Genomic DNA, 25356 nt, shown 5'->3' with positions numbered 1-25356 from the left:
ATTCCCCTGATACGATCCATGTGTTCCTCCGCTCGGGCACGATGCGCGCCTCGGGGGGAAGACGGGGGTGGATCAGCTTCCGGACAAAAGAATTTTGTTGCAGTGCAGCGTCATTGATCTGACGTTTTTGTGTCACTTCCGGCGGTGGGAACGAGGTGCAGTTCCTCGCCCTTGCGGACCACGTCGAAGCCATAGGCCGCGCCCATCGCGTCGAGCAGCTGATGCGGATTATCGACGCGGAAGCGACCGGCGACCGCGACCGACGCCAATGCTCCCGGCGGCGGCGCGATCAGCGGACCACCTCGCCGGTTGAGCGCATCGACCAGTTCGCCCAGCTTCATGTTGTCGACATCGAGCCAGCCCTGACGCCAGTCCTGCTGCGTCGCGTCAAAGCGGGTCGGCGCTCGCGCCTTGCCATCGGCGAAACGGGTGCGCCAGCCGGCCTCGACGATCACCGCACCGTCCTTGCCCGCCCCCGCACCGCCGAAGCGGACCTTGCCGCGATAGACGGCGATGCGCACGCCGCCGCCGCTCGCGATATCGATGTCGAAGGCCGTGCCGAGCACGCGCGTCGCCGAGCCGTCCGCCAGCACGGTAAAGGGCTGGTCGGGCCGGTGGGCGATGTCGAAATAGGCCTCGCCCCGCTGCATTGCGACACTGCGCGCCTTGTCGCCCAGCGTGACGTCGAGGCTGGTCTCGCCGTTCAGATGAAGTTTCGAGCCATCGGCCAGCTCGATATCGAGCTGCTGGCCCCGCGCGGTCTCATAGTGGAGCGGCAAGGGGGCGGCCGGACGGTACCAGCCCGCCTGCCAGCCGCCGACACCGATCGCCGCAACCAGCGCAAGCGCCCCGCCCGCCCCCAGCGCACGGCGCCGGTTGGCGCGCATCGCCAGGATGTCGCCGTCCGACAGGCGGGGTACCTGGCCCATCGCATCGGCAAGCGCGGGGTCGTCAAGCATGGCCTGGATATCGGGCGCAGCAGCCGGCGGCGCCTCGCGCAGGACCGCGTCATCCTCGCGCATCGCCCAGCGGGCGGCATCTTTCAGGGCGGCGCGGCGACTCACCGGGCAGCTCCCGCCGGCAGGCCGCGGCGCTCGAGCGCGGCGCGCAGGTCGGCGACGGCGCGGGTGCAATGCTTCTCGACCGCGGCCAGGCTCATGTCGAGATCCTGGGCGATCGTCGCGCAGGCGATCCCGTCGAGCCGGCGGCGGAGGAACACTTCGCGGCGGAGCGTCGGCATCACCTTCAATGCCGCGACGAGAATGTCGACGCGCTGGCGATAGTCGAGCACTTCCTCCGCGCGAGGCAGCGGGCAGACAATATCCTCTGCGAGCTCGGTGCTGGCAGGCATCGCCTGGCGGCGACGGAAATGATCGAACACCAGGTTGCGCGCCACTGCGAAGCAGAAGGCGCCGACATCGGCGACACCCTTTGTGCGGCGATAGTCATAGAGGCGGACATAGGTTTCCTGGACGATGTCCTCGCCCTCGTCCCGGTCGCGCAGGCGGCCCTGGACGAAACGGTGGAGCGCGGCGCGCAACGCGGCATCCTCGGCCGCGGCGTGGCGGCGCGCGGCGATGGCAGTGAACTCGTTCACTGCGCCACACCCTTGAAGCAAGACCGCGCCGGCGCTGTCATGCCGCTTCTCCCCTGCCTGAGAATCGCCCCGCTCATCGCTTCAGCGCTAGGCACGCTCCGTGAAGCTCGCATGACAACCACCCGGGCCCGGCTGCTTAAAACTGCAACCTGTCGCGCCTAAGCCCCTGCGAATCGGACGAAAGGAAAATGTGATGCGGTGGACGATCCTGCTGGCGCTGGCGGCGATTGGCGCAGGCCCTGCACCGCGCGAAGAGAAGCCGGCGTTCAGCATCGGCGCCATCGCCGACGCGCAATATGCCGACGCGCCCGACAGCGGCCAGCGCCTGTACCACACCGCGCCGGGCAAGCTTGCCGCTGCGGTGGAGGACTTCAACCGCCAGAAACTCGCCTTCGTCGTCCATCTCGGCGACTTCATCGACAAGGACTGGGCGAGCTATGACGCGCTGCTGCCGGTGGCCGCCAAGTTGCGCCACCCGGTCCATTATGTGCTGGGCAACCACGAGTTCTCGGTCGACGACGCGTACAAGCTGCAGGTGCCGGCCAAGCTGGGCATGAAGAAGCGCTATTACAGCTTCGAGCGCCAGGGCTGGCTGTTCCTCGTCACCGACGGCAACGATCTGAGCAGCTATGCCTGGCCGGCCGGGAGCCCCGAGCACAAGCGCAGCATGGCCGCGCACGCGGCATTCTATGCCGACAAGCCGCTATGGGACGGCGCGATCGGCGGCGAGCAGATGGCCTGGATCGACGCCGAACTCGGCCGTGCCGACAAGCGGCATCTGAAGGTGATGATCTTCAGCCATTTCCCGGTCTACCCCGAGAACAAGCATAATCTGTGGAACGCGCCCGCGGTGATCGCGCTGCTGGAGCGGCATCCCTCGGCCAAGGTCTGGCTCGACGGGCACAATCACGACGGCAACTACGGCGAGCGTGCCGGCATTCACTATGTGAACATGAAGGCGATGCTCGACACCCCCGAGACCAGCTATGCCCGGCTCGATTTCTTCAAGGATCACGTGGAGCTGCACGGTACCGGGCGGCAGCAGGACATGACGCTGAAGATCCGCCCGGATTGACGCTGCGCCGAAGGGCGACCGCTATTCCTCAGCCGATCCCGCGCGCCAGGCCGTCGCCGACCGGACGAGCGGCGATCGGGCGGAGGAAACTTGCTGCGCAGACCTGGTTCCGCCCGTTGTTCTTGGCATCGTACAGTGCGCGATCCGCGCGGTTCAGGGCATCATAAATGCTCCCGTCATCCGCCAGGATCGCCGAAGCGCCGAAGCTTGCGGTCAGGACGTGGTCGATCCTCGCGGCCTCGGCACCGGTGGCGGCAAACGCCTGGCGGATCGTCTCCGCACAGCCGATCGCCTTCGCCAGGTCCGCGCCCGGGAGATAGATGACGAACTCTTCTCCGCCGAACCTGGCGACCCGCGCGTCCTCGGGCACATGCGCCATGATGACGCGGGCGAATGCGCTGATCACCTGGTCGCCGCTTTGATGTCCGAAACGGTCGTTGACCGCCTTGAACCGGTCGATGTCGCAACTGATCACCGCGCCCTTGCGATCATGGGCCCCGACGCTCGCCCGATCGAAGCCGCGCCGGTTGAGCGATTGGGTGAGCGGATCGAGTTCGGCTTCGCGGCGATAGCGGGCGATGAGCTCGGACATGCAGCCGGCAAGCGCGGCGAGGCCCAGGAATAGCCCGAAGACACTCGCGAACGCCTGCATCAGGAAGAAATAGACGCTGTCGAGAAAGGCACCGGAGCCTCGCGTGACCAGCAAGGTGGCGAGACGGCTGAGGCCGTCGAACGCAACGAGCAGCGCGGCCAGGGCGAGCGCCTGATCCAGTCGATTGCGAAGATGCGGGAGCGCCGCCACGAGCGGCAGCGCAATCAGGACGAAGGAGGCCGCGTCCGAAACCGCGAGCTCCAGCAATGGCAGCTGCAGCAATATGGCAACGGCACAGCCCAGAACCGCCCCAACCGTGATGAACAGGCGCACATGCAGGAGCCAGCGGGCGCACCATCGCACCAGGAGCGCTTCGCTATAGGCGAGGAATGCACAGGCGAAGAGGGCATCGGCGAGGAGCGACCAGGCCGGGGACGGCAATAGCTGGTCGATCGCCGGAGCCCAGAATCCCAGCGCCGCACAGCCGAAACCCGCTGCCCAGAAAGGAGCGGCGGCGGGGCCGAGGCGCGAAATCGCGAGGAACAGCAGCGCAAAGGTGCTGAACATGACCGGCAGGAAGAAGGCGAAGTTTGTCACGAGCGGCCCGGATGGCGAGGGGGAGCCGGGAATCTAGGGGCAAGCGGTAAACGCCGGGTTGCCCCATGGGGCGATTCGCGGGCGGAATTCCGGAAAAAACTGGGGGTAGGTGGCGGAGAGGGAGGGATTCGAACCCTCGTTACGGTTACCCGTAAACCGCATTTCGAGTGCGGCGCATTCGACCACTCTGCCACCTCTCCGCGAGGCGATTACTGCGCGGAAAACTCCGCGTCGGTCGCTGTGAGGGGCGGCCCCTAGCGCAGCGTTTCGGATACTGCAAGCGCATCCTTGTACCTAAACGAAGAGATATTAGATTAAGTCCATGACTCAAGCCCCCGGCGCCTCCCCTTCCCCCCTTGAGCCCGGAGTTCCGATGCCCGCCGTCGCGACCGCGCGCTTCGCCATCGGCGACGTGGTGCGCCACCGCCAGTTCGAGTTCCGCGGCGTGATCTTCGACGTCGACCCCGTCTTCGCCAACAGCGAGGAATGGTACGAGGCGATTCCCGAGGACGTGCGCCCCCGCAAGGACCAGCCCTTCTACCACCTGCTCGCCGAGAACGACGAATCGAGCTACGTCGCCTATGTCAGCCAGCAGAACCTGGTGGCCGACGACAGCGAGGAACCGGTCGACCACCCCGCGATCAACGGGCTTTTCGACGGCTATACGGGCGGCCGCTACACGCTGAAGCGCACGCATCGCCATTAACCGCGGCCACCGACTGCCGTTTCTGGCAGTTACCGGTTGACTTCCGCGACTCTCTCCCTTAGCTGCGCCCTTCCTCCTGCCGGGGTGCAACCTTGGCGGGCACAAGCATTTGAACCAGAGAAGAGACCCGATGTTCGCTATCGTGCGCACGGGCGGCAAGCAGTATCGCGTTGCCGCAGGAGACAAGATCGTTGTCGAGAAGCTCGACGGCGAGGCCGGTTCGACGGTCACGCTCGGCGACGTTCTGCTCGCCGGCGAAGGTGGTGAGCTGAAGTCGACCGACGGTCTGACCGTTTCGGCCGAGATCATTGCGCAGGCGAAGGGCGAGAAGGTTATCGTCTTCAAGAAGCGCCGTCGCCACAACTATCGTCGCAAGAACGGCCACCGCCAGAACCACACCATCCTGAAGATCACCGCGATCGGTGCCCAGGAAGCCAAGAAGGCCGCGCCGAAGGCGAAGAAGGCCGCCGCTCCCGCCGAGGCTGAAGCCCCGGCCGCGGAAGCGTAAGCGAAGATACGAGGAGTATAGACCATGGCACATAAGAAGGCAGGCGGTTCTTCGCGTAACGGTCGTGATTCGGCCGGTCGTCGTCTTGGCGTGAAGAAGTTCGGCAGCGAAGCAGTCGTCGCCGGCAACATCATCGTGCGTCAGCGCGGCACCAAGATTTATCCGGGCGTGAACGTGGGCATGGGCAAGGACCATACCCTTTTCGCGCTCGTCGACGGCCGCGTGTCGTTCAAGGAAGGCAAGCTTGGCCGCAAGTTCTGCTCGGTAGACATGATTGCGGAAGCTGCCGAATAACATCGGGTGACCGACCGGGTTGCCCACCAGGGTGACCCGGGTTCGACGAACGAACCAGCTGAAAAGGGAGACGGGTCGCCCCGGCTCCCTTTTTTATTTCCTCCCTGACACCACGGCGCAACAAGCTCGTCACACAAACGTGGCGTGGGGCGTCGCAGGACCAAGGAGACGGTCATGTTCGTGCGAACGCAGAGACTGACATTGCGCCCCGGCTGGCCCGAGGACGCCCCTGCCCTGATGCAGGCGATCGGCCATGAGAATGTCGTGCGCAACCTGTCGCGCGCGCCCTGGCCCTACCCCATGGAAGCGGCCGAGACCTTCCTCTCGAGCTTCGGCGATCCCGTCGATCCCAAGTTCCTGGTGTTCGAGCACCGGGACGGCGCCACGCGCCTGATCGGCGGCACCGGCCTGAGCGTGTGGAAGGACGAGCCCAACGAATTCGGCTATTGGTACACGCCGGACGCCTGGGGCCGCGGCATCGCGACCGAGGCCGGGCGCGCGGTGCTGCAGGCAGCGCGGGCACGCGGCATCCGCCGGGTGACCGCCGGCCATTTCATCGACAACCCCGCATCGGGCAAGGTGCTGCGCAAGCTGGGCTTCCGCCCGACCGGCCAGCTCGTCTCGATCTATTCGCGGGGCCGCGGCTGCGAAGCCCCCACCACCCGCTACGAGATCGACCTGTGCGAGGGCGATTGCAGCGGCGGCGGGGACGAGGACCACCGAATGGCAGCGTGAGGCCGTCACAACATCATTGATCCAGCTGTTCCCCGGCGAAGGCCGGGGTCCAGTTGCCATGGTGTTCGAGAGGTTTGACCACCCCAACCAACTGCGCCGAAACTGGGCCCCGGCCTTCGCCGGGGAACCGAATGAGCCGATAGCGGCGCAAATCTTCCATGTCGGGCCCGCGGTGAGTCCCTTTCGCGGGAGCAGCTTGCGGGCCGAATTGTATGATCTACCGGCTTTCCCCCTTGGAAATCATGCCGTAAGCGGTGTCTTTGGGGGCTTACCGCTGAACATGACCGTCGCACCACGCAAACGCCTTTCACCCGAAGAATCCCGCGACGCCGCACTCGAGGCCGCGCGCGAACTCCTGCTCGAGGCCGGACCCGGCGCAGTGACGCTGAAGGCGGTGGCGGCGAAGATCGGGCGGACGCACGCCAATCTGCTCCACCATTTCGGCTCGGCATCGGGGCTGCAAAAGGCGCTGGCCGCCAATATCGCCGATAGCGTGACCGGCAAGATCGGCGCCGCGGTGATGCGCGCGCGTGCCGGGGCGGACCATGACGACCGCGAAGTGGTCAACATGACCTTCGACGCGTTCGACAAGGGCGGAGCCGGCGCGCTGGCGAGCTGGATGATCCTGACCGGCAACCAGGATGCGCTCGACCCGATCCTGGAGGCGATCCACCGGCTGGTCGACGAGCTGGCCGAGGGGCATGACGACAAGACGCATTCGCTGCATGAGGAGACGCTGCAGCTGGTGCTGATGGCCGTGGGCGACGCGCTGCTCGGCGCACCAATGGCCCGGGCGCTCGGCCTGCCGCGCGACAAGGCCCGCGAGATCGCCGCCGCGCAGCTTTCGCGGACGATGGGGGAGCATCACGGGCATAGCCATCCCGGCGAGGAGTAACCGCCATGATCCTGTTTTCGATCGCGTTGTTGTCGCTGACCGTGCCGGACAAGGGCTGCAACCTGTCGGCGCAATGGGGCACGAAGCTGCCGAAGAAGAGCGCCAATGCCCATGAGGTGCGCGACAATGGCGGCGAGGCGCTGTGGGGCGTCCTGCGCGCCAGCGACACTTCGCTGGAGGACTTCGCCAGCGGCGCCGCGCGCGAGACGCCGCGCCGGCCGATCCTCCTCCAGGCCGCCGGCACCGATTGCGCGGTGGTGGAACGCTATGCCGCGATCATCGAGGCCGCGGCCAATTGCGCGCCGGACTGGTGCGTGGTGAGCTACAAGCCGGTGGCCGCGAAGGGCGAATAGCGCGGGATACATTCTTTCCCTCCCCTCCCTGAAAGGGAGGGGTTGGGGGTGGGTCCTTGTCAGCGATACGGCGCCGTGGGGACCTGCACAACAGTATCGCCATGCCTCCACCCACCCCTAGCCCCTCCCTTCCAGGGAGGGGAATAAGGAGCCAGACGAGCCCCTACTCCGCCGCCGCCCTGCCCGCGCGGCGCGATTCATGGGCCATGGCTTCGTTCACCGCCGCTTCGAGCCCGGCGATGGTGAAGGGCTTGCGCAGCACGGTGCGGCCCTTGAAGATGCCGGCATCGGCCTCGCCCGCGAAGCCGGTGACGAACAGCACCGCGACCCCTTCGATCCGATCGCCGAGCGCGGCGATCATCTCCGGGCCGGTCTGGCCGGGCATCAGCACGTCGGACACGATCAGATCGAGCCCGGGCACCAGCGCGAGCGCGCCCGGCGCCGCCTGCGGATCATCGCAGCCGGTGGCGCTGTGGCCGAGCTCCTTGAGCGCGCCGAGCGTCGCCGCCAGCACGCGCGGATCGTCCTCGACCACCAGTATCTCGAGCGGGCGGCCGATATGCGCGGGCGCGTCCCCCGATTCAGCGGAAGCCTCGGCCGCTTCGCCCTCGCCGATATGGCGCGGCAGATAGAGCGTCACGCGGGTGCCCCTGCCCGGCGCGGTATCGATGCCGATCTCGCCGCCGGACTGGCGGACGAAGCCGAAGATCTGGCTGAGCCCGAGGCCCGTGCCCTTGCCGACCGGCTTGGTGGTGAAGAAGGGCTCGAACACGCGCGCGAGCACCTCGGGCGTCATGCCCTGGCCGGTGTCGCCCACTTCGATCGAGACATAATCGCCGGCCAGGCATTCGCCGACCTGGTGATCGGCCAGGCGGATGCCGCCGGTATTGATGCTGAGGGTACCCTGCCCCTCCATCGCATCGCGGGCGTTGACCGCGAGATTGAGCAGCGCGTTCTCGAGCTGGTGGCGATCGACCCAGATGCGCCAGTGCCTGCCGGCATCGGCGGTGGTGACCGCGATCCCGTCGCCCAGCGTGCGATCGAGCAGGTCGGCCATGCCCTCGATCAGCGTGCCGGCCTCCACCGCTTCGGGCAGCAGGGGCTCGGCGCGCGAGAAGGCGAGCAGGCGGCGGGTGAGCGCGGCGGCGCGGTTGGCGCCTTCCATCGCATTCTCGATATGCTTCTGCGCATCGGGGCCGCGATTGTGGAGATGACGCTTGGCCAGTTCCAATCCGCCCAGCACGACCGCCAGCATATTGTTGAAATCATGCGCGATTCCACCAGTGAGCTGGCCGACCGCCTCCATCTTCTGCGCCTGGCGGAGCTGGTCCTGCGCGGCTTCGCGCTCGCTGGCCTCGGCACGGAGCTGCTCGGTCGCCTCGGCTACCGCTTCCTGCAGTTCCTCCGCCCGTTCGCGCTCGGCATCGGCATTGGCATCGGCGACAGCGCGCTCGCCCTGCGCCTCGATCGCCATCCAGCCGAGCAGCACCGCGCCGAGCACGATCAATATGCCGAAGCCGGTGAGCAGGCGGGACGCGAAACCCGAATTGGCGACGAGATCGGCAGCGGCCTGGCTGCGCTGGCGCAGCGTCACCCGCTCGGCATCGACCATCTCGGTGAGCACCGATTCGAGCTGGCTGCGCGCCGGGCTGGCACGGACCTGGTAATAGCTGCCCCAGGCATCGCTGTGCCGCTTGTAGGAGGAGTAGAGCGCGGTGGTATCCAGCTCCTTGCCGCGGGCATCGAACGCCTGCTTGAGCCGGACGATGCGGGCCTGCTGGGCGGGATTGTCGGCGAGCAGCTGGCGGAGCCGGTTGAGCTGTTCCGAGGCGCGGCCCCATTGCGCGCTATATTGCTGGCCGAGATTCTTGTCGGCGCTGACGACATAGCGGCCGAGCGCCGCCTCCGCCCCCAGGATCGCGCCCGACAGCTGGCTGACCCGCATGATGACTTCGAACGTATGCTGCTGGCGCGCGATCGCCCGATCGCGCTCGGCATCGGTACGTGCCTGGATCACCGCCACGGCGGCAAGCACGACGATCCCGAGCAGCGCCAGCGCGCCGAGCAATGCCATCCGCCAGTTCGTCGCCCGGACGGCACGCTCCAGAGCGGTGTTACTCTCACTCATTACGGGCTCGGTTTTAATCGACCCTGACGGCGTAGGAAAGCGTCCTTGGTACGGATCGTTGCTCGCGGTGCCCGCTTTGGCCTGGCTATTCCCCGGCAAAAGCCGGAGCCCAGGGCCACAGGCGGCCCGGCAGAGAAACCCCGGGCCCCGGCTTTCGCCGGGGAACCAGGGATGCCCGATATCAGGCGATGACGCCCACGGCCTGGCCCGCCGCCTTGAACATGCCCAGCACGCGCTGGATCTGCTCGGCGGTGTGCTCGGCGCAGAGCGAGCAGCGCAGCAGGAAGGTGCCGGCCGGGGTCGCCGGCGGGCGGGCGAGGTTCACATAGAGGCCGCCCTCGAGCAGCGCCTGCCACATCATCGCGCCCTGGACCTGGTCCTCAAGGATCACCGCGATGATCGCCGAATCGGGGTTCTCGGTGCCGAGCTTGAAGCCCATTTCCTTGAGGCCGGCGTGCAGCGTGCGGGCATTCTCCCACAGATGCGCGCGCTTGTTGTGCGCGTGCATCAGCTTGCGGATCGAAGTCGCCGCGGTGGCGACCACGCTCGGCGGCAGCGAGGCGGTGAAGATGTACGGGCGGCAGGCGAGGCGGATCGCCTCGAACTTCGGGTGGTTCGACACGCAGAAGCCGCCGACGGTGCCGACCGACTTGGAGAAGGTGCCGACGACGAAGTCGACCTGGCCTTCCAGGCCCTGGTCCTCATAGACGCCGCGGCCGTTCGGGCCGAAGAACCCCATCGAATGGGCCTCGTCCGAGAGCACCATCGCGCCGTGCTTCTTGGCGACCTCGACCATTTCCTTCAGCGGGGCGATGTCGCCGAGCATCGAATAGACGCCCTCGAGCACGACCAGCTTGCCGGCTTCCTTGGGCAGGCGGCCGAGGCGCTTGTCGAGATCCTCGACGCTGTTGTGGCGGAAGCGGACGATCTCGGCATTGCCCTGCTTGCAGCCGTCATAGATCGAGGCGTGGCTGTCGGCGTCGAGGATGACATACTCGCCCTTGCCGACGAGCGTGGAGATCATCCCGAGATTGGCCATGTAGCCGGTCGAGAAGACGATCGCGCCCGAGACGCCGTAGAATTCGCGCAGCGCCTGTTCCACGTCCATATGGTCGCGGAAGGTGCCGTTGAGCATGCGGCTGCCATTGGTGCCCGAGCCGAACTTGTCGAGCGCGTCCTTGCCGGCCTGGATCACGTCCGGATCGAACGTCATGCCCATGTAATTATAGGTGCCGAGCAGGATCGTGTCCTTGCCCTTGATCACCGCCTCGGTGGGCGACTTCACCTGCTCCATCACCACCGCGTACGGATCGGTGACGCCGCTGGCGAGCAGCCGCTCGCGCTCGTTGATCAGCGCGTCGAACTTCGACATCAGGTCGGTTTCGGGCGCGACGGCGGCCGGGTTGGCGGGGAGCGCGTCGGCGGTGTTCAGGCTGTCGGTCACGTGGCTCAGCCCTTGAGCTTCTGCACGGCGTCGACCAGCTGGCCGATATTCTCGATCTCGGCCTGCATGTTCATCGTGATGATGATGTCGAACTCGTCCTCGATCGCCGCGACGAAGTCCATCACGGTGAGGCTGTCCCACTCCAGGTCGCCGGCGAAGGTGGTGCTGTCGGTCAGCGCGACGCCCTTCTTGTTGAAGGGCTCGATCTGGGCGGTGACGGTCTCGAAGACGGAAGCGCGGTCGGTCATGGGGTCCCTCTAGTGGTATCGCGATGCACTGCCAAGCGATTGCGGCGGAAACGGGCCGATGGGAGGGCGCCCGCGGCGCGGAAGTTTACGAAGCATATGCTGCGGGGGGCCGGTTTTCCGCTCCCCTGGTCGCCCGGCCTGCGATCTGTCGATGATCCCGCGCGCGCTGCATGTGGAGGACGGAACCAGGCGAAATCCTGCATCGCAAGCCTGCACTCCCGGACTGGCCGCGGCGCTTTGGAAGGCGCGGCGTAGCACTTGACTAAATCACCAACACAGGTGATCACGCTACAAATGTAGCCATGAGGGGGATTTCATGAGGGATCACACGCTTTCGCGCCGTTCTGCCATGACCGCGGGGGTCGCCGCTGTGCTTGCGCCTGCCGTGGTGGCGCCTTCGGCCCAGGCTGCCGCGCCGGCGCCGAAGGCACGCGATGCCGCCCTGCTCGGCCTGTTCGGCCCGATGCCGCCCCGCCCGAAGCCGGCCTTCACCGTGTTCGAGACCGTCGATATCGAGGGCGGGCAGCGGCTCAAGATCGAATATCTCGCGGAAGCCGCCTATCCGCCGCTCGGCGAGCCGGAGGACCGGGTGCGCGCATACCTGCTGGTGCCGGCGCACACGGCCGGGGAGAAGCTACCGGCGATCCTCGCATTCCACCAGGACGGGCCGCAATATCATATCGGCAAGGCCGAGCCCGCCGGCCTCGCCGGGGACGCCAACCTGTTCTACGGGCTCGACCTGTTCCGCCGCGGCCATGTCGTGCTCTGCCCGGACCGCTTCTACCACGCCGAGCGCCGCCGCGGCGTCGATCCCGCCGGCCCGGCCGACAATGCGCGCGACAGCAAGCTCTACGACCACCGCGTCGGCCAGCTGCTGCTGCGCGGGCGCAACTCGATCGGCAAGGACGTATTCGACGCGATGGTCGCCACCGACCTGCTCGCCAGCCTGCCCTATGTCGATCCGAAGCGGATCGGCGGGATCGGCCATTCGGCGGGCGGCATGGCGATGACCTACTGGATGGCCTGCGACAGGCGCGCCCAGGCCGGCATCTCGTCCTGCGGCTTCTTCGAGCTGATCAATTTCTACCGCGAGGACGCGATCAAACGCCGCTCGGCCGCGATCGCGCTGCCCGGACTGGCGACGCTGGGCCGCTCGGCCGATTACCTGGCGATGATCGCGCCGCGCAACATATTGCTCACCCGCGGGCGCTGGGAATGGGGCACCAAGGGCGAGTGGCGCGAGGCGAGCCTGCGCCATGTCGCCGAGACCGAGGACATGGTCGCCCATGCCCGCGCAAAGGGATCGGGCACATCGCTGGAGGCGATCCATTTCGACGAGGCTGGCGGCAATCACGACTTCCCGCCCGGCGTTCGCGATCAGGCCTATGCCTGGCTGAAGACGCGGCTCTGAACCGCCCGCCCCCGTCGCCGGCGGCGGCGGGGGTTTGAGGCGCGGACGATAAGCCGCTAGAGGCTCGCGATGCTTCGCCTTTCCGGACTCTATCTGCCGCTCGACCATTCGCCCGAGGCCCTGCCCGAGGCGATCGTCAAACGGCTGGGCATCGCGCCCGCCGAGCTGAAAAGCCACGCAGTCTATCGCCGCGGCAATGACGCGCGCCGGCGCAACGCGATCCAGCTGGTCTATACGGTGGACGTGGAGCTGGCCGACGAGGCCGTAGTGCTGGCGCGCTTCCCGGACGACAAGGACCTGCGCCCTACCCCGGACATGGCCTATAATTTCCCGGTGATGGCCCCGAGCGGCTGGAACGGGCTGCGACCGGTCGTCATCGGCGCGGGGCCGTGCGGGCTGTTCGCCGGGCTGATCCTGGCGCAGATGGGCTTCCGCCCGATCATCCTCGATCGCGGCAAGGTCGTGCGCCAGCGGACCAAGGATACCTGGGGCCTGTGGCGCCGGGGCGAGCTCAACCCGGATTCGAACGTCCAGTTCGGCGAGGGCGGCGCCGGCACCTTCTCCGACGGCAAGCTCTATTGCCGGGTGAAGGACCCGCGCTTCCTCGGCCGCAAGGTGCTGGAGGAGTTCGTCAAGGCAGGCGCGCCCGACGATATCCTGTGGGAAGCGCATCCGCATATCGGTACCTTCCGGCTCGTCACCATGGTCGAGAGCATGCGCCGCACGATCGAGGCGCTGGGCGGCGAATATCGCTGGGAGACCCGGGTCGACGATATCGAGCTGGAGCGCACCCCCGACGGCAACCAGAAGATGCGCGGGCTGCATCTGCAGGACGGCAGCTTCCTGGAGGCAGACCATGTCGTGCTCGCGGTGGGCCACAGCGCCCGGCCGACCTTCGAGATGCTCCACCGGCGCGGCGTGCATATCGAGGCCAAGCCCTTCGCCATTGGGGTACGCATCGAGCATCCGCAGAGCTGGATCGACCGGGCGCGCTTCGGCCAGTGCGCCGGGCATCCGGACCTGGGCGCGGCGGCGTACAGCCTGGTCCATCACGCCTCGAACGGGCGCAGCGTCTACAGCTTCTGCATGTGCCCGGGCGGGCGCGTGGTGGCGGCGACTTCGGAGGAAGGCCGTGTCGTCACCAACGGGATGAGCCAGTATTCGCGGGCCGAGTTCAACGCGAACTCGGGCCTGGTCGTCGCGATCGATCCTGCCAAGGACTATCCGGGCGGGCCGCTCGCGGGCATCGAGCTGCAGCGGCACTGGGAGGACATGGCCTTCATCGCCGGCGGCTCCAACTATCATGCGCCGGGGCAGCTGGTCGGCGATCTGATTGCCGGCCGCGCTTCGACCGCGCTCGGCGAAGTCATCCCCTCGTACAAGCCGGGGGTGAAGATGACCGACCTGTCCGAGTGCCTGCCGGGCTTCGTGATCGAGGCGTTCCGCGAGGCGCTGCCGGTGTTCGGGCGGCAGATCGCGAACTACGACCATCATGATGCGATCATGACCGGGGTGGAGACGCGGACCTCCTCGCCGGTAAGGATCACGCGGGGCAAGGACCACCAGAGCCTGAACGTGGCGCAACTGTTCCCGGCGGGCGAAGGGGCCGGCTATGCGGGGGGGATCCTGTCCGCCGCGATCGACGGGATCAAGACGGCCGAGGCGGTGGCGCGGAGTTTGGTGGGTTAACCCCTCTACCGCTTTTGCGGGAGAGGGGTGGCGAGGCGCAGCCGAGCCGGGGTGAGGGTGTGTGGGAGCCGCGAGCGGTGCGCCTGCGGCTCCCCCACACACCCTCACCCTGCCGCCCCCGGCCTTCGCCGGGATCGGCGTCCCTCTCCCGCAAAAGCGGTAGAGGGATTTGAAGGCTTGCGATGCGCCGCGACGCAGCTCACCACACTCGCCACCACCAGCACGAACGCGACGCCTTCCAATGCGGTCGGCCCGCGATGTTCCCAGGCGAAGGCGTAGAGCAGCGCGAACAGCGTCTCGAAGGTGATCATCTGCCCCGACAGGGTGAGCGGCAGCAGCCGGCTCATCCGGTTCCACAGCGCATTGCCGACGATCGAGGCGAACACCGCCACGCCGGCCGAGACCGCGACGAACAGCGCCCAGTCGCCCGCACCGTGACCGCGCACGCCCAGCAGCAGCGCGAGCGGGATCAGCACCAGGCTCTGCGCGCCCGTGGCGATGCCGATCAACAGGCTCCAGTCGTGCGAGGACACGGCCTTCACCCGGGCCAGCATATGGTTGTTGTACACCGCATAGGCGCCCCAGGAGGCGAGCGCGCCGATCGCGCAGAGCAGGCCGGCGAGCTGGGCGGATACCGGGCGGGTCGAGGGCAGGAACAGCGCTTGCCAGCCGATGCAGACCGCGCCGGCGGCGCAGAGCAGCAGCGACGGCGCAAGCCGGGCAAGCGGGACGGCGCCCTCGGCGCGGCTGCCGACGATGGTCACGACGACGGGGAGAAAGCCGATCACCAGCGCGGTGATCGCCGCACCGCCGAGCTGCACCGAGCTGGCGAGGAGGATATAGTAGAGCGTGTTGCCGGAGAGCGCGAGCCAGGCGAGCGCGCGCCATTCCCCTGCCCCCAGCGTGGCGGCGAGGCTGCGCCAGCGCGGGGCGATCAGCGCGGCGGAGATCAGGCCATAGGCGAGGTAGCGGCCGATGGTCAGCTCGAGCGGACCGAAGGCACGGGCCAGTTCGGGCGCGAGGAACACCAGCCCCCAGAGCGCGCCGGCAGCGGCTCCACACAGCACGCCCAGCACCAGTGATCCGCGTTCATTCGGCATGCGCATTCCCTTCCCGGACGGGGAATATCATCATTGCAGCGGGCCGAGCGCTCTTGATTTGCCGTCCGGATGCAACAAAAACTCGCCACATGGCAGGCGAACAGGACAAATCCCCACGGGCACTCGACTCGTTCGATCGGGCGATCCTTCGACTCGTCCAGGCGGACAACAAGATGCCGCAGCGCAGGATCGGCGAGGCGGTGAACCTGTCGGCGGCGGCGGTACAGCGACGGATCGCGGCGATGGAGGCGTCGGGCGTGATCGCGCGCAACGTCGCGATCGTCGATCCCGATGCGGTGCCGCTCACCATCACCTCGATCGTCGAGGTGCAGCTGATCAACGAGCATGCCCCGACGGTGGAACTGGCGCGGCAGATGTTCCTCGACACGCCCGAGGTGCAGCAATGCTATTACGTCACCGGCGGGGTGAGCTTCATGCTGGTGATCGTCACCTCGGACATGCGCGCCTATTCGGCGCTGACCAAAAGGCTGTTCGCGGAGAAGGAATTCATCGCCAGCTATCGCTCGCTGATCGCGCTCGACCGGGTGAAGGCGGATACGAGCATCATCATTCCGTGAGGCTCACACCCGTCATCCCCGCGAAGGCGGGGATCCAGGGTAACAGAGCGATGTCCTTCGTGACTCTGGATCCCCGCCTTCGCGGGGATGACGAGAAAAAGGGATGCCGGGTAGAATTACGCCGCCTCGGCCTGCCCTTCCCCGCCACCCAGCGCCACCGCCTCGATCCAGCAATCGACCTGACCCGCGATCTTCCGGAGCGCGCCGGCATGGAGGTGGGTGACGTCGGCCATCTCGTCCGGCCCGGCGATGTCGGCGACATCGAGCACCCAGAGATGCTCCGGATTCTCGCGCGCGGCCTTGCGCCACAGTGCGTTGAGGCGGCGGCAGCGCTCGGGGCTGAGATTATGGGTGAGGCGATACTTGCCCTCGGGTGCGTCCTCGGGCGGCAGGACGACCAGCATCCGGCGCTCCTGCTCGATCAGCATGATCAGCATGCGGACGAGGCAGGTCTCGTACAGGCCGATATCGACCAGCGGCCAGCGATCGCCCCAGCGGCCGCCCAGATAGTCGACGGCAGCGCCATAGACGAGGAAGGGCGGGAAATCCTGGTCGTGCCAGCTGCCGTCGTCCATCATCGCCATCGCGAAGACGCGCGGATGATGATCGAACTCGATCGCGGGACGGAAGCGGCTGTAATGCGCGATGCCGCCGGACTGGCAATCGAACATGATCCGCACCGCCGGCTCGGCCAGCAATTGCGGCGCCTGTTCGGCGAGGATCGCGGCGCGGACCTGCGGATCGTGGAAGTCGGCATCGACGATCCAGTCCGGCTCGGTACGGTCGAAGCGGCCGTCCCAGGCGCTGGTGTCGATCGCCGGCCATTTCTCGCGGACCTTGGACAGTGCATAAGCTTCCAGGCCCATATGCATGATCCTGCAGGAAAATGTGAAATGGACGAGCTTCTCCGCGGCGCGATCGACCATGACGAAGCCGACCAGGCCGTGGCGGCCATAGGCATCCCAGGCGAAGATCGACCAGCTGTCGAAGCGGACGACATCGATGATGTCCGCCTCCAGCCGGGCCTGCTCGACGCGCGAGCCGGTATAGTTGAGCTGGTTCGAGCGGTTAATCAGGTCGGCGATGCGCGGCGCGAAATCGAGATTGTCCATGAGATAGGGCGCGGTCGCCTGGAGGCCGCAGCTGCGCAGGAACTCATGGTTGGAGAGCGCGGGCACCGCGGCGCGATCGGCCTTGCGGCGCTCCATCATCCGGTAGCGCTCGACGCGGCTCTTGGACGGCGGGGTGAGCGCGAGCAGGCCGGCAAGGTGATCATCGGCATCCGAGAGCGTGATCTCGAGCAGCTGGATCTCGGGGATCGCATGGGCGACTTCGCGCAGGTTCGCCGGGTTGTCGTCGACGAACAGGACGTCGGCGGGGCGCAGCTGCATGTCGGCGATGATCGCGCGGATCGCCTCCGGCTTGGGAGTGAAGGCGATATGGGGGAAGACGAACTCGTCCCACAGGCCCAGCTCCCTGAGCTTCGCCTCGGCGGTGGCGTGGTCGTTCTTCGAGCAGATCGAGGAGACGACGCCGCGCGCGTTGAAGGCGCGGACCAGCTCGGCACGGTGCCGGTGCAGCTGCACGGCCTCGCCGTCGGCCAGCGTGCCGGACCAGAGCGTGTCGTCGAGGTCCCAGATGATGAGCTTGAGCATCCTTCATTTTAGGAAGGAATATTGCCCTGAAGGGCCATTACACCCGGGATGCATTCTCGGCCCTACTGTTCCCCGGCGAAAGCCGGGGCCCAGGGCCACGAGCGAACCGACAGAGAAACCCTGGGCCCCGGCTTTCGCCGGGGAACTGAAAGCGCGATATCAGCTCTGGCCTAGAGCAGTCCCTGCTCGCGGTACCAGGCGGCGGTGGCGGCGAGGCCGGCGGGGGTCTCGACCTGCGGCACCCAGAGATTAGCGGGCGGGCGGCGGCTCGAATCGATCACCCAGTCCTGGTGGCAGAAATAGGCGACGCGATCGGGGGTGAGCTTGGCGTTCTTGCCGCGCAGCAGCCGGTCGAGATGCGCGCCGGCCATCAGCAGCGGGCGCGGCAGGGCGAAGCTGGCGACGCGCTTGCCGAGCGCGGTGCCGATCGCCTGGGAGAATTGCTTGTGGCTCCAGCCGGTGGGCGTGCCGTCATCGGCGTCGAGGATCTGGTTGCAGCCATCGGTGGTGGCGAGCGCGAGCAGCAGCCGGCCAAGATCACCGACCTCGATCAGCGAGATGCGGCCGCCGCGCGGCATGACGGCAAGGCCCTGTTTCGCCAGCTTGAACAGCTCAAGCATCTCGAGGTCGCCGGGGCCGTAGATGGCGGGCGGGCGGACCATCGCCCAGTCGAGCCCGGACTCCATGACGAGCTTGTCGCCTTCCGCCTTGGACCAGCCATAGGCGGAAAGCTCGGGCTCGCGCGCGGCGAGCGAGGAGACATGGACGAAGCGGCGGACGCCGCTGGCCTTGGCGGCCTCCAGCATATGACGGGTGCCGTCGATATTGCCGGCGGCGAAGCCGGCCTTGTCGGGCGCGTTGACCACGCCGGCGACATGGATGACCGCGTCGGCGCCTTCGCACAGCGCGGCTAGGGCGGCGGTGTTGCTCAGGTCGCCCTGCACCCAGGCGATGCCGGCGCGCTCGGCCTGCGGGCGGCGCGTCAGGGCGCGGACCTGGTGGCCGGCTTCGAGGGCAAGGGCGATCAGGCGGCTGCCGACAAAGCCGGTGCCGCCGGTAAGGGCGATGGTGCTCACAGCAGCGCCATATGGCTGCGGTGGACGAGTGTCGAGCGCGGGGCGTAGCCGAGCAGCTCGGCCTGGTCCTCGTTGCGGCGGCCGAGGATGCGGGTGGCGTCGTCGCTCGGATATTCGGCGAGACCGCGGGCGAGCGGCTTGCCATCGGGCCCGGCGATCACGACCAGGTCGCCGCGCGAGAACGTGCCCTCGACGCGAGTGGCGCCGGCGGCGAGCAGGCTGCGGCCCTGCCCCAATGCCCTGGCCGCGCCGGCATCGACATGGATGGTGCCGTGCGCGGTGATGCCGCCGGCCAGCCAGGCCTTGCGCGCGGGGGCGGCTTTCTCCGCCACGAACAGCGTGTGCCTGGCTTCGGCCGAGAGCGGATGCGCGATCCGGCCCGAAGCGATGGCGAGATGCGCACCGGCGGCATTGGCGATGCGCGCGGCGGCGATCTTGGAGACCATGCCGCCCGATCCCATGCCCGAGGCCGAACCCTTGTCGGCCATGCTCTCGATCGCGCCGTCGATCCGCTCGACGCGGGGGATATGCACCGCGCCGGGCAATGCCGGGTTGCGGTCGTACAGGCCATCGATGTCGGAGAGCAGCACCACGCCGCCCGCCCCGGCCGCCTGGGCGACGCGCGCGGCGAGGCGGTCATTGTCGCCGAAGCGGATTTCCTCGGTGGCGACGCTGTCATTCTCGTTGAGCACCGGCACGACGCCGAGGCCGAGCAGCCGGTCGAGCGTGGCGGCGGCATTGAGGTAGCGCCGGCGATCCTCGAGGTCGCCCAGGGTGACGAGCATCTGCGCGGCGGTGAGGCCGTTCGCGCCCAGCACGTCCGCCCAGACGCGGCTCAGCTCGATCTGGCCGGTCGCCGCGGCCGCCTGCGCATCCTCGAGGCTGGCGCGCCCACCCCGGGCAAGCCTGAGCCGCCGGGCGCCGAGCGCGATCGCGCCCGAGGATACCACCGCGACCTGCTGCCCTTCGCGCGCCCGGGCGGCGATGTCGGCGGCGATGCCTTCCAGCCATTCCCGGCGCACGCTGCCATCCGGATCGACCAGCAGGGCCGAACCGATCTTGACGACGATGCGCGGGCAGGAAGCAGGCGGGAAGAGCGACATGGGCGCCGCTATATGGCCCCCGATCCGCCACGACCAGACAGGAACGCTTGGGGCATCCGCCCCGCCAGCTATTCCTCGGTGCGCAGCAGGACCGCCTCGCCGATCATCAGGAACAGCAGGAACGGTGCCCAGGCGGCAAGGAACGGCGGATAGGCGCCGAGATTGCCCATCGCGAGCGCGAAATTGTCGGCGACGAAATAGAGGAAGCCGAGCGCCATGCCGATCACCGCGCGGACGAACAGCTTGCCCGAGCGCGCCAGGCCGAAGCCTGCGACCGCGCCGAGCAGCGGCATCAGGATCGCCGAGAGCGGGCCCGAGAGCTTGTGCCACAGCGCGCCTTCCAGCGCCTCGGTCTGGCGGCCGGCAACCTGCAGGTCCCCGATCGCCTGGTAGAGCGTACCGAACGACATGCTGTCGGCATCGACATGCGCCAGGGTAAACTGGTCCGGGCGGATATTGTGGCCGATCACCACGCTGCCGACCTTGGCCTTCTGCCCGGTCGCAATAGTGAAGCGCTCGGCATTGTCGACGCGCCAGCCATCGCCGTCGCGCACGCCGTGCGGCGCGGTGAGGATACCGGTCAGCGAACGGTCCTGCCGCTCATAGACGGTGATGCCATAGAGCTGGGCGCCGTCACCGCGCCCGCGGATCTGCTGGACCTGGATCAGGTTGTTGTCGCCCTTCACCCAGACATTGCTGCGATCACCGCGATCGATCGGCAGCGGAGCGTAGTTGACCTTCTTCCACTGCTCGAGCGTGGAGGTGGCGCGCGTGACGATCCGGTCGTTGAAGGCGAAGGAGATCGCCGCCACGACCATGCCGGTGAGCAGCAGCGGCGCCAGCACCTGGTGCGCCGAAAGCCCTGAGGCCTTCATCGCGATCACTTCGCTGTTCTGGTTGAGCTGGCTGAGCGTCAGGATCGAGCCGAGCAGCACCGAATAGGGCAGGAAGGTCGCGGCGATCTGCGGCACGCGCAGGCTGACATAGCGCCAGATCTCGGCATCGCCGTTGCCGGCATAGGCCAGGATCGTGTTGCTCTCGGTCAGCAGGTCGAGCGACTGGAGGATGAGCACAAGCGCGCCGAGGATGGCGAAGGTGCGCGTGAGGAACATCTTCGCCATGTAGGCGGACATGGTCCGGGACGGGAAAAGGCTCAGGATCATGCCGCGGCCTCATCCCTGCGCAGCTTGCGCCGCCGCCCGGGCAGGTAGCGCAGGACGAACTTGGTGAGCTTGGAGAACATCTTTTCGAGCCCGCCGATCGGCTGTCCGCCCGGCACATAGGCGATCTGATAGTACATCCACATCACCAGCGCGCAGAACAGCGAGAACGGCCCCCAGAGCGCGAGGATCGGATCGACGGCGCCACTGGCGCCGAACGACTGCCCGAACTCGTTGATCTTGTGATAGGTCACGATCATCACGATCGACAGGAACACGCCGAGCGCCGAGGTCGAGCGCTTGGGCGGCACGCCGAGCGCCACCGCGAGGAACGGCAGCAGGAACATCGACACGACTTCCGCGAGGCGGAAGTGGAAGGCGGCGCGGCTGGTCTCGCGATCCTCCTCGCTCGACTGCGGATTGCGGCCGATCACCGCGAGCTCGGGCAGCGTCCGCTCGATATTCTTGCCGCCACGGGTGCGGAACTGCTCGTACTTGGGCAGCGGGATCGGCAGGTTGTGCGTAGTGAAGGTGAGCACCCGCGGCACCGGCGAGCCCTTGTCCTGATGGACGAGCGTGCCGTTCTGCAGGCGGAAGATGATGACGTCGGGATCATCCGAGCGCAGGAACTGGCCACTCTGCGCGGTCACCGCGACCGGCGTGCCGTCCTTCGTCATCATCTGCACGAAGATGCCCGAGAGCTTGCGGCCCTCGTCCTTGCTCTCCTCGATGCGCATGGTCATCTTGGCGCCGAAGCTGGTGAACTCACCCACCTTGATCGAGGCACCGAGGGCGCCCGAGCGCAGCTCGAAGCGGAGCTGCTCGTAATTGTAGCGCGACCAGGGCTGGACGAAGCCGACGATCGCCAGGTTCAGCGCCGCCAGCGCCAGCGCATACATGAAGGGCACCTTGAGCAGGCGCGTATAGCTGATCCCCACCGCGCGCAGCACGTCGAGCTCCGACGAGGTGGCAAGGCGGCGGAAGGCGAGCAGACAGCCCAGCATCAACCCGATCGGGATGCCGAGGCCGAGATATTCGGGAAGCAGGTTGGCGAGCATCCGCCAGACGACGCTGACCGGGCCGCCCTCGGTCGCGACGAACTCGAACAGCCGCAGCATGCGGTCGAGCACCAGCAGCATTGCCGAGATCAGCAATGTCGAGATCAGGGGCACCGCGATCAGCCGCGCCATGTACCGATCGATCGAGTTCATCTGCGCGCGACGGTTGCCTTGGTTTCTTCTCGCCGGCGCATGCGAGCGCCGCCTCCATGAACCGAAAGCCTATACCTCCGGTTCCCGGCAGCGCCAGCAGGAAAGTTGCGCGTCAGTAGCGCGAGGACGGATTCCTGGGCGTCACATCGGCGCCTTTCGGATCAAGCTTGCCCCTGTCGGGATCGATCATCGGCGCGGCCGCCGCCGACTGGGCCTGGCGCTGGCGCATCTGCTCGACCTGGCGCTGCCCTTCGGCATAGCCCGGCCGGGCACGCAGCTGGCGATCGAAATCGAGGAAACGCTCGACAGAGCTCACTGCCCTGCCATTCTCGATCTGGACGATGAACTCGTCGAGCACCTTCTCCATCGCCGCGCGGACCTGCGGGTTGTAATTGGCCATGGCCGCCCTGCCCTTGAAGTCCGCATCGAAGGAAAGCTTCGTCTTGCGGCCGTCCTCCAGCGGTTCGAAGCGCAGCCTGAGGTGGATCGCCTCCGCCCCGTCATTGCTGACGCGGTAATCGATCTCCTTCGAATCGACGCTGGTCACCTTGGGCCAGCTCACGCCCTTTTCCGGCGTCGCGCTGCCAGGGCCATAGCCGGTCCAGCCCTCCTTCGCGCCGTTCAGCACCAGGTCGAAGCCGCGCCAGGTATCGTGCGGCGTCGCATTCACCGTGCGGACGATGTCCGGCGCCTGATAGGCAGACACCGCATAATAGCCTCCGCCGCCCAGCAGCGCGCACCCGATCAACGCCTCACGGATCATTTGCCCCAATCCCCGGCCTGTTTCGGCGGCGATTGTCCCGCGCCAGCGTAAATAGTCCGTCACCATGGGGTGACGAATTTGCGACATTCGCCTATGGGCCTGCGATGCATTTCCTGGACCAGGCAAAGATCTTCGTCCGCTCCGGCGCGGGCGGCCCCGGCGCCGTCAGCTTCCGGCGCGAGAAGTTCATCGAATATGGCGGCCCCGACGGCGGCAATGGCGGCAAGGGCGGCGACATCGTGTTCGAGGCCGTTGCCGGCCTCAATACGCTGATCGACTTCCGCTACACCCAGCATTTCCGCGCGCCGCGCGGCCATGGCGGCGCGGGCTCGAACCGCACCGGCGCGGGCGGCGACGACCTTGTCATCAAGGTGCCGATCGGCACCCAGATCCTCGCCGATGACGAGGAGCGCTCGCTGCTGCTCGACCTGACCGAGGAGGGCCAGCGCGTCGTCTTCCTGCGCGGCGGCGATGGCGGGCGCGGCAATGCCAGCTACAAGACCTCGACCAACCGCGCCCCGCGCCAGCACGGCACCGGCTGGCCGAGCGAGGAAGCCTATGTCTGGCTGCGCCTCAAGCTGCTCGCCGATGCGGGTCTGGTCGGGCTGCCCAATGCCGGCAAGTCGACCTTCATCAACCAGGTGACCAACGCCCAGGCCAAGGTGGGCGCCTATGCCTTCACCACCACCCGCCCCCAGCTGGGCGTGGTGCGCCACAAGATGCAGGAATTCGTCGTCGCCGACATTCCCGGCCTGATCGAAGGCGCGGCCGAAGGCGCCGGCATCGGCGACCGGTTCCTCGGCCATATCGAGCGCTGCCGCGTGCTGCTCCACCTGGTCGACGCCAATGATCCCGACGTGGCCGAGGCCTACCGGATCGTCCGCGGCGAACTGGAAGCCTATGGCGCGGGGCTGGTCGACAAGCCGGTGGTCGTCGCGCTCAACAAGATCGACACGCTCGACGACGAGCTGATCGCGGCGCTTTCCGCCGAGCTGGAGGAAGCCAGCGGCCATCCCGTGATCCCGATCTCCGGCGCCAGCGGCGTCGGCGTCGACTGGGTGCTCGACAAGCTGCTCGAGGAAATCGGCGGCGAGCATGACAAGGTCGACGAGGACGATGACGGCGAGGAAGCGATCGAATGGTCGCCGATTTGAGGGGCTGATCGCATATTGCCTTCCACCTTGCTTCCCGGCTTTCGCCGGGGAGCAGCTTGGGTCGACAGGCAGACAAACAAAAAGGCCGGGCATCGCTGCCCGGCCTTTTCTGTTTCGTCCAGTCCGCTGGTTTAGCGGGCGCCCATCGTGCTGGCGGCGAGGCGGTGCATCAGCCCGCGCAGCGTGGGATAGTTGGCCTTGTGATAGGCCGACGCCTCTTCCAGCGCGGTCGAGATGCGGCGGTGCGCCTCGTCGAGCGCGTGATAGGGCAGGCTCGGCAGCAGGTGGTGCAGCGCGTGGTAGCGCAGGCCGACCGGCGCCCAGAGATAGGCCAGGAAGCCCGGCGTCGGCACGTTGACGCTGTCGAGATACTGGGCGGTCACGGTGAGCGGCTCGCCGTCATTCTCCCAGAGATGCGCCACGAGGGTGCGGACCTGGTTGATCACCGCCACGCCGGCGACCACCGCGAGGTAGACGCCGAAGGCATGCAGCGAGACGACACCCGTCGCCACCGCGGTGATCAGCGCGATCGAGAAAATGCACGCGCCTGCTTCCTGCCAGTACCACTGGGTGCGGAACTCGCCCTCGGGCGCGCGGCGCGAGAATTTAGGGTTGATCTGCAGGCCCGAATATTTCGCGACGACAAGGCGGCGCAGCGGCGGGATCACCAGCGACAGCGGGGTGAGCACGCCGAAGCGGATCAGCATCGCCACCGGCAACAGCATCGAGACGAGCAGGAACATCGGCAGCGTCCACGGCTTCATCAGCGCGAGCGGCAGATATTCGGGATCCTCGACCGTGCCATAGCGGGTGCGGGCGTGGTGCATGGTGTGCACGCCCTCGTACATGAACGAGGGCACGAGCAGCGGCACGCCGAGGATCAGGTTCCACACCAGCCGGAAGTTCGGCAGCAGCGAATGCTTGAGGTGGGTGATCTCGTGGATGAACAGGCTGGCGCGATAGAGCGCGAGCACCGCCACCACGCCGGCGACCAGCGCCAGCGGCCAGGTCGGCGCCAGGATCGTCGCGGCGAACGCGGCATAGCCGATGCCGGCCGAGACGAGCATGTCCGTCCAGTAGATGCGCTTGTTGGGCGTGTGCAGGTCGCGCGTCAGCTCGGCCGCGGCGCGCAGCATCGCACGGTCGTCGGGCACGCCGGAAAGCTTGATACGCGCCGATGCCGGGGCCGTTTCCAGCTCCGCATCGTCGATCTTCAGGGCAAGCGATTTCGTCATGATGTCTGCCATTTGGCGGGAGATAGTGGCTTTATGGTGGCATTCCAGG

25 protein-coding genes and 1 tRNA gene are annotated in these 25356 nt (G+C 67.3%); 11 read left to right on the top strand and 15 right to left on the bottom strand.

All coding sequences use genetic code 11. From position 1 onward, the window contains the following. Positions 1-110: 110 nt before the first annotated feature. Both HNP52_RS22600 and HNP52_RS22595 read right to left on the bottom strand, forming a co-directional pair. Positions 111-1064, bottom strand: coding sequence for a FecR domain-containing protein (locus HNP52_RS22600; protein WP_184171225.1), 954 nt, complete (start codon positions 1062-1064; stop codon positions 111-113). Beyond that, positions 1061-1597, bottom strand: coding sequence for an RNA polymerase sigma factor (locus tag HNP52_RS22595; RefSeq protein WP_184171222.1), 537 nt, complete (start codon positions 1595-1597; stop codon positions 1061-1063). The genes HNP52_RS22600 and HNP52_RS22595 overlap by 4 nt, the downstream gene beginning before the upstream one ends. Before the next feature lie 193 nt (positions 1598-1790). Between HNP52_RS22595 and HNP52_RS22590 the strand changes: the two genes are divergently transcribed. After that, on the top strand, positions 1791-2672 hold the full coding sequence (locus HNP52_RS22590) for a metallophosphoesterase (protein WP_184171219.1): 882 nt from the start codon (positions 1791-1793) through the stop codon (positions 2670-2672). 28 nt (positions 2673-2700) lie between these two features. Here the strand turns inward: HNP52_RS22590 and HNP52_RS23340 are convergent, their stop codons facing one another. Together HNP52_RS23340 and HNP52_RS22580 are read right to left on the bottom strand one after the other, a co-directional pair. Continuing rightward, entirely contained in the window at positions 2701-3861 is a 1161-nt protein-coding gene (locus HNP52_RS23340) for a diguanylate cyclase (RefSeq protein WP_184171216.1), read from the bottom strand. Positions 3862-3971: 110 nt separating this feature from the next. After that, positions 3972-4061 (bottom strand) — tRNA-Ser (locus HNP52_RS22580). A gap of 173 nt (positions 4062-4234) precedes the next feature. Between HNP52_RS22580 and hspQ the strand changes: the two genes are divergently transcribed. The 6 genes from hspQ to HNP52_RS22550 all read left to right on the top strand — a co-directional run bounded on the left by hspQ (position 4235) and on the right by HNP52_RS22550 (position 7352). Continuing rightward, on the top strand, positions 4235-4567 hold the full coding sequence (gene hspQ, locus HNP52_RS22575; RefSeq protein ID WP_184171213.1) for a heat shock protein HspQ: 333 nt from the start codon (positions 4235-4237) through the stop codon (positions 4565-4567). Between the two features lie 130 nt (positions 4568-4697). Then, complete coding sequence (rplU, locus tag HNP52_RS22570; RefSeq protein WP_184000535.1) at positions 4698-5075, top strand: 50S ribosomal protein L21; 378 nt, start codon at positions 4698-4700, stop codon at positions 5073-5075. A gap of 24 nt (positions 5076-5099) precedes the next feature. Continuing rightward, positions 5100-5369, top strand: coding sequence for a 50S ribosomal protein L27 (gene rpmA, locus HNP52_RS22565; protein WP_180144722.1), 270 nt, complete (start codon positions 5100-5102; stop codon positions 5367-5369). A 174-nt stretch (positions 5370-5543) separates the two neighbouring features. Beyond that, positions 5544-6104, top strand: coding sequence for a GNAT family N-acetyltransferase (locus HNP52_RS22560; RefSeq protein ID WP_184171209.1), 561 nt, complete (start codon positions 5544-5546; stop codon positions 6102-6104). A gap of 280 nt (positions 6105-6384) precedes the next feature. Then, positions 6385-6999, top strand: coding sequence for a TetR/AcrR family transcriptional regulator (locus HNP52_RS22555; protein WP_184171206.1), 615 nt, complete (start codon positions 6385-6387; stop codon positions 6997-6999). A 5-nt stretch (positions 7000-7004) separates the two neighbouring features. Next, a complete protein-coding gene (locus tag HNP52_RS22550) occupies positions 7005-7352 on the top strand; it encodes a hypothetical protein (protein WP_184171202.1) in 348 nt (115 codons plus the stop codon). Positions 7353-7515: 163 nt separating this feature from the next. On the opposite strand, the gene HNP52_RS22545 is transcribed toward HNP52_RS22550, so the two are convergent. The 3 genes from HNP52_RS22545 to HNP52_RS22535 form a co-directional block, all read right to left on the bottom strand. Further along, complete coding sequence (locus HNP52_RS22545; protein ID WP_184171199.1) at positions 7516-9480, bottom strand: ATP-binding protein; 1965 nt, start codon at positions 9478-9480, stop codon at positions 7516-7518. 181 nt (positions 9481-9661) lie between these two features. Beyond that, positions 9662-10852 carry a serine palmitoyltransferase gene (gene spt / locus HNP52_RS22540; RefSeq protein WP_221416635.1) on the bottom strand — a complete coding sequence of 397 codons (1191 nt, stop codon included), beginning with the start codon at positions 10850-10852 and terminating at the stop codon, positions 9662-9664. A gap of 77 nt (positions 10853-10929) precedes the next feature. Continuing rightward, positions 10930-11172 carry an acyl carrier protein gene (locus HNP52_RS22535; RefSeq protein WP_116842527.1) on the bottom strand — a complete coding sequence of 81 codons (243 nt, stop codon included), beginning with the start codon at positions 11170-11172 and terminating at the stop codon, positions 10930-10932. A 349-nt stretch (positions 11173-11521) separates the two neighbouring features. Between HNP52_RS22535 and HNP52_RS22530 the strand changes: the two genes are divergently transcribed. Then, positions 11522-12583 (top strand): S9 family peptidase, encoded by a 1062-nt coding sequence (locus tag HNP52_RS22530; protein WP_184171193.1) that lies wholly within the window; start codon positions 11522-11524, stop codon positions 12581-12583. A 69-nt stretch (positions 12584-12652) separates the two neighbouring features. Then, a complete protein-coding gene (locus HNP52_RS22525) occupies positions 12653-14272 on the top strand; it encodes an NAD(P)/FAD-dependent oxidoreductase (protein ID WP_184171190.1) in 1620 nt (539 codons plus the stop codon). Positions 14273-14376: 104 nt separating this feature from the next. Here the strand turns inward: HNP52_RS22525 and HNP52_RS22520 are convergent, their stop codons facing one another. After that, positions 14377-15378, bottom strand: coding sequence for a DMT family transporter (locus tag HNP52_RS22520; protein ID WP_409372668.1), 1002 nt, complete (start codon positions 15376-15378; stop codon positions 14377-14379). A gap of 83 nt (positions 15379-15461) precedes the next feature. Between HNP52_RS22520 and HNP52_RS22515 the strand changes: the two genes are divergently transcribed. Continuing rightward, the gene (locus HNP52_RS22515; RefSeq protein ID WP_184171184.1) at positions 15462-15950 is read left to right on the top strand and encodes an Lrp/AsnC family transcriptional regulator; all 489 of its coding nucleotides are present in this window, start codon (positions 15462-15464) and stop codon (positions 15948-15950) included. 116 nt (positions 15951-16066) lie between these two features. On the opposite strand, the gene HNP52_RS22510 is transcribed toward HNP52_RS22515, so the two are convergent. The 6 genes from HNP52_RS22510 to HNP52_RS22485 form a co-directional block, all read right to left on the bottom strand. Next, entirely contained in the window at positions 16067-17605 is a 1539-nt protein-coding gene (locus HNP52_RS22510) for an HAD-IIIC family phosphatase (protein WP_184171181.1), read from the bottom strand. A 170-nt stretch (positions 17606-17775) separates the two neighbouring features. After that, positions 17776-18681: an NAD(P)H-binding protein gene (locus HNP52_RS22505; RefSeq protein ID WP_184171178.1), complete on the bottom strand. Its 906-nt coding sequence runs from the start codon at positions 18679-18681 to the stop codon at positions 17776-17778. Continuing rightward, on the bottom strand, positions 18678-19784 hold the full coding sequence (proB, locus tag HNP52_RS23220; RefSeq protein WP_184171175.1) for a glutamate 5-kinase: 1107 nt from the start codon (positions 19782-19784) through the stop codon (positions 18678-18680). The genes HNP52_RS22505 and proB overlap by 4 nt, the downstream gene beginning before the upstream one ends. 68 nt (positions 19785-19852) lie before the next feature. After that, positions 19853-20947 carry an LPS export ABC transporter permease LptG gene (gene lptG / locus HNP52_RS22495; RefSeq protein ID WP_184171172.1) on the bottom strand — a complete coding sequence of 365 codons (1095 nt, stop codon included), beginning with the start codon at positions 20945-20947 and terminating at the stop codon, positions 19853-19855. After that, a complete protein-coding gene (lptF, locus tag HNP52_RS22490) occupies positions 20944-22155 on the bottom strand; it encodes an LPS export ABC transporter permease LptF (protein WP_184171169.1) in 1212 nt (403 codons plus the stop codon). Before lptF ends, lptG begins: the two co-directional genes overlap by 4 nt. A gap of 112 nt (positions 22156-22267) precedes the next feature. Next, entirely contained in the window at positions 22268-22918 is a 651-nt protein-coding gene (locus HNP52_RS22485; protein WP_184171166.1) for an SRPBCC family protein, read from the bottom strand. Positions 22919-23022: 104 nt separating this feature from the next. On the opposite strand from HNP52_RS22485, the gene obgE reads away from it, so the two are divergent. Continuing rightward, entirely contained in the window at positions 23023-24072 is a 1050-nt protein-coding gene (obgE, locus tag HNP52_RS22480) for a GTPase ObgE (RefSeq protein WP_184171163.1), read from the top strand. 131 nt (positions 24073-24203) lie between these two features. Here the strand turns inward: obgE and HNP52_RS22475 are convergent, their stop codons facing one another. Next, positions 24204-25307 carry a fatty acid desaturase gene (locus HNP52_RS22475; RefSeq protein ID WP_184171325.1) on the bottom strand — a complete coding sequence of 368 codons (1104 nt, stop codon included), beginning with the start codon at positions 25305-25307 and terminating at the stop codon, positions 24204-24206. Positions 25308-25356 lie beyond the last annotated feature (49 nt).

Origin of the sequence: Sphingomonas kyeonggiensis, from assembly GCF_014204495.1 — a bacterium.
Taxonomy (GTDB): domain Bacteria; phylum Pseudomonadota; class Alphaproteobacteria; order Sphingomonadales; family Sphingomonadaceae; genus Sphingomonas; species Sphingomonas kyeonggiensis_A.
Note: the sequence above shows the minus strand (reverse complement) of the source record. Positions and strands in the feature narration are given on the sequence as shown.

Coding starts and splice junctions, on each gene's coding strand:
- HNP52_RS22590 (WP_184171219.1), top strand. CDS start 1,791: ATGCGGTGGACGATCCTGCTGGCGCTGGCGGCGATTGGCGCAGGCCCT.
- hspQ (WP_184171213.1), top strand. CDS start 4,235: ATGCCCGCCGTCGCGACCGCGCGCTTCGCCATCGGCGACGTGGTGCGC.
- rplU (WP_184000535.1), top strand. CDS start 4,698: ATGTTCGCTATCGTGCGCACGGGCGGCAAGCAGTATCGCGTTGCCGCA.
- rpmA (WP_180144722.1), top strand. CDS start 5,100: ATGGCACATAAGAAGGCAGGCGGTTCTTCGCGTAACGGTCGTGATTCG.
- HNP52_RS22560 (WP_184171209.1), top strand. CDS start 5,544: ATGTTCGTGCGAACGCAGAGACTGACATTGCGCCCCGGCTGGCCCGAG.
- HNP52_RS22555 (WP_184171206.1), top strand. CDS start 6,385: ATGACCGTCGCACCACGCAAACGCCTTTCACCCGAAGAATCCCGCGAC.
- HNP52_RS22550 (WP_184171202.1), top strand. CDS start 7,005: ATGATCCTGTTTTCGATCGCGTTGTTGTCGCTGACCGTGCCGGACAAG.
- HNP52_RS22545 (WP_184171199.1), bottom strand. CDS start 9,480: ATGAGTGAGAGTAACACCGCTCTGGAGCGTGCCGTCCGGGCGACGAAC.
- spt (WP_221416635.1), bottom strand. CDS start 10,852: ATGTCGAAGTTCGACGCGCTGATCAACGAGCGCGAGCGGCTGCTCGCC.
- HNP52_RS22535 (WP_116842527.1), bottom strand. CDS start 11,172: ATGACCGACCGCGCTTCCGTCTTCGAGACCGTCACCGCCCAGATCGAG.
- HNP52_RS22530 (WP_184171193.1), top strand. CDS start 11,522: ATGACCGCGGGGGTCGCCGCTGTGCTTGCGCCTGCCGTGGTGGCGCCT.
- HNP52_RS22525 (WP_184171190.1), top strand. CDS start 12,653: ATGCTTCGCCTTTCCGGACTCTATCTGCCGCTCGACCATTCGCCCGAG.
- HNP52_RS22520 (WP_409372668.1), bottom strand. CDS start 15,378: ATGCGCATGCCGAATGAACGCGGATCACTGGTGCTGGGCGTGCTGTGT.
- HNP52_RS22515 (WP_184171184.1), top strand. CDS start 15,462: ATGGCAGGCGAACAGGACAAATCCCCACGGGCACTCGACTCGTTCGAT.
- HNP52_RS22510 (WP_184171181.1), bottom strand. CDS start 17,605: ATGCTCAAGCTCATCATCTGGGACCTCGACGACACGCTCTGGTCCGGC.
- proB (WP_184171175.1), bottom strand. CDS start 19,784: ATGTCGCTCTTCCCGCCTGCTTCCTGCCCGCGCATCGTCGTCAAGATC.
- lptG (WP_184171172.1), bottom strand. CDS start 20,947: ATGATCCTGAGCCTTTTCCCGTCCCGGACCATGTCCGCCTACATGGCG.
- lptF (WP_184171169.1), bottom strand. CDS start 22,155: ATGAACTCGATCGATCGGTACATGGCGCGGCTGATCGCGGTGCCCCTG.
- HNP52_RS22485 (WP_184171166.1), bottom strand. CDS start 22,918: ATGATCCGTGAGGCGTTGATCGGGTGCGCGCTGCTGGGCGGCGGAGGC.
- obgE (WP_184171163.1), top strand. CDS start 23,023: ATGCATTTCCTGGACCAGGCAAAGATCTTCGTCCGCTCCGGCGCGGGC.
- HNP52_RS22475 (WP_184171325.1), bottom strand. CDS start 25,307: ATGACGAAATCGCTTGCCCTGAAGATCGACGATGCGGAGCTGGAAACG.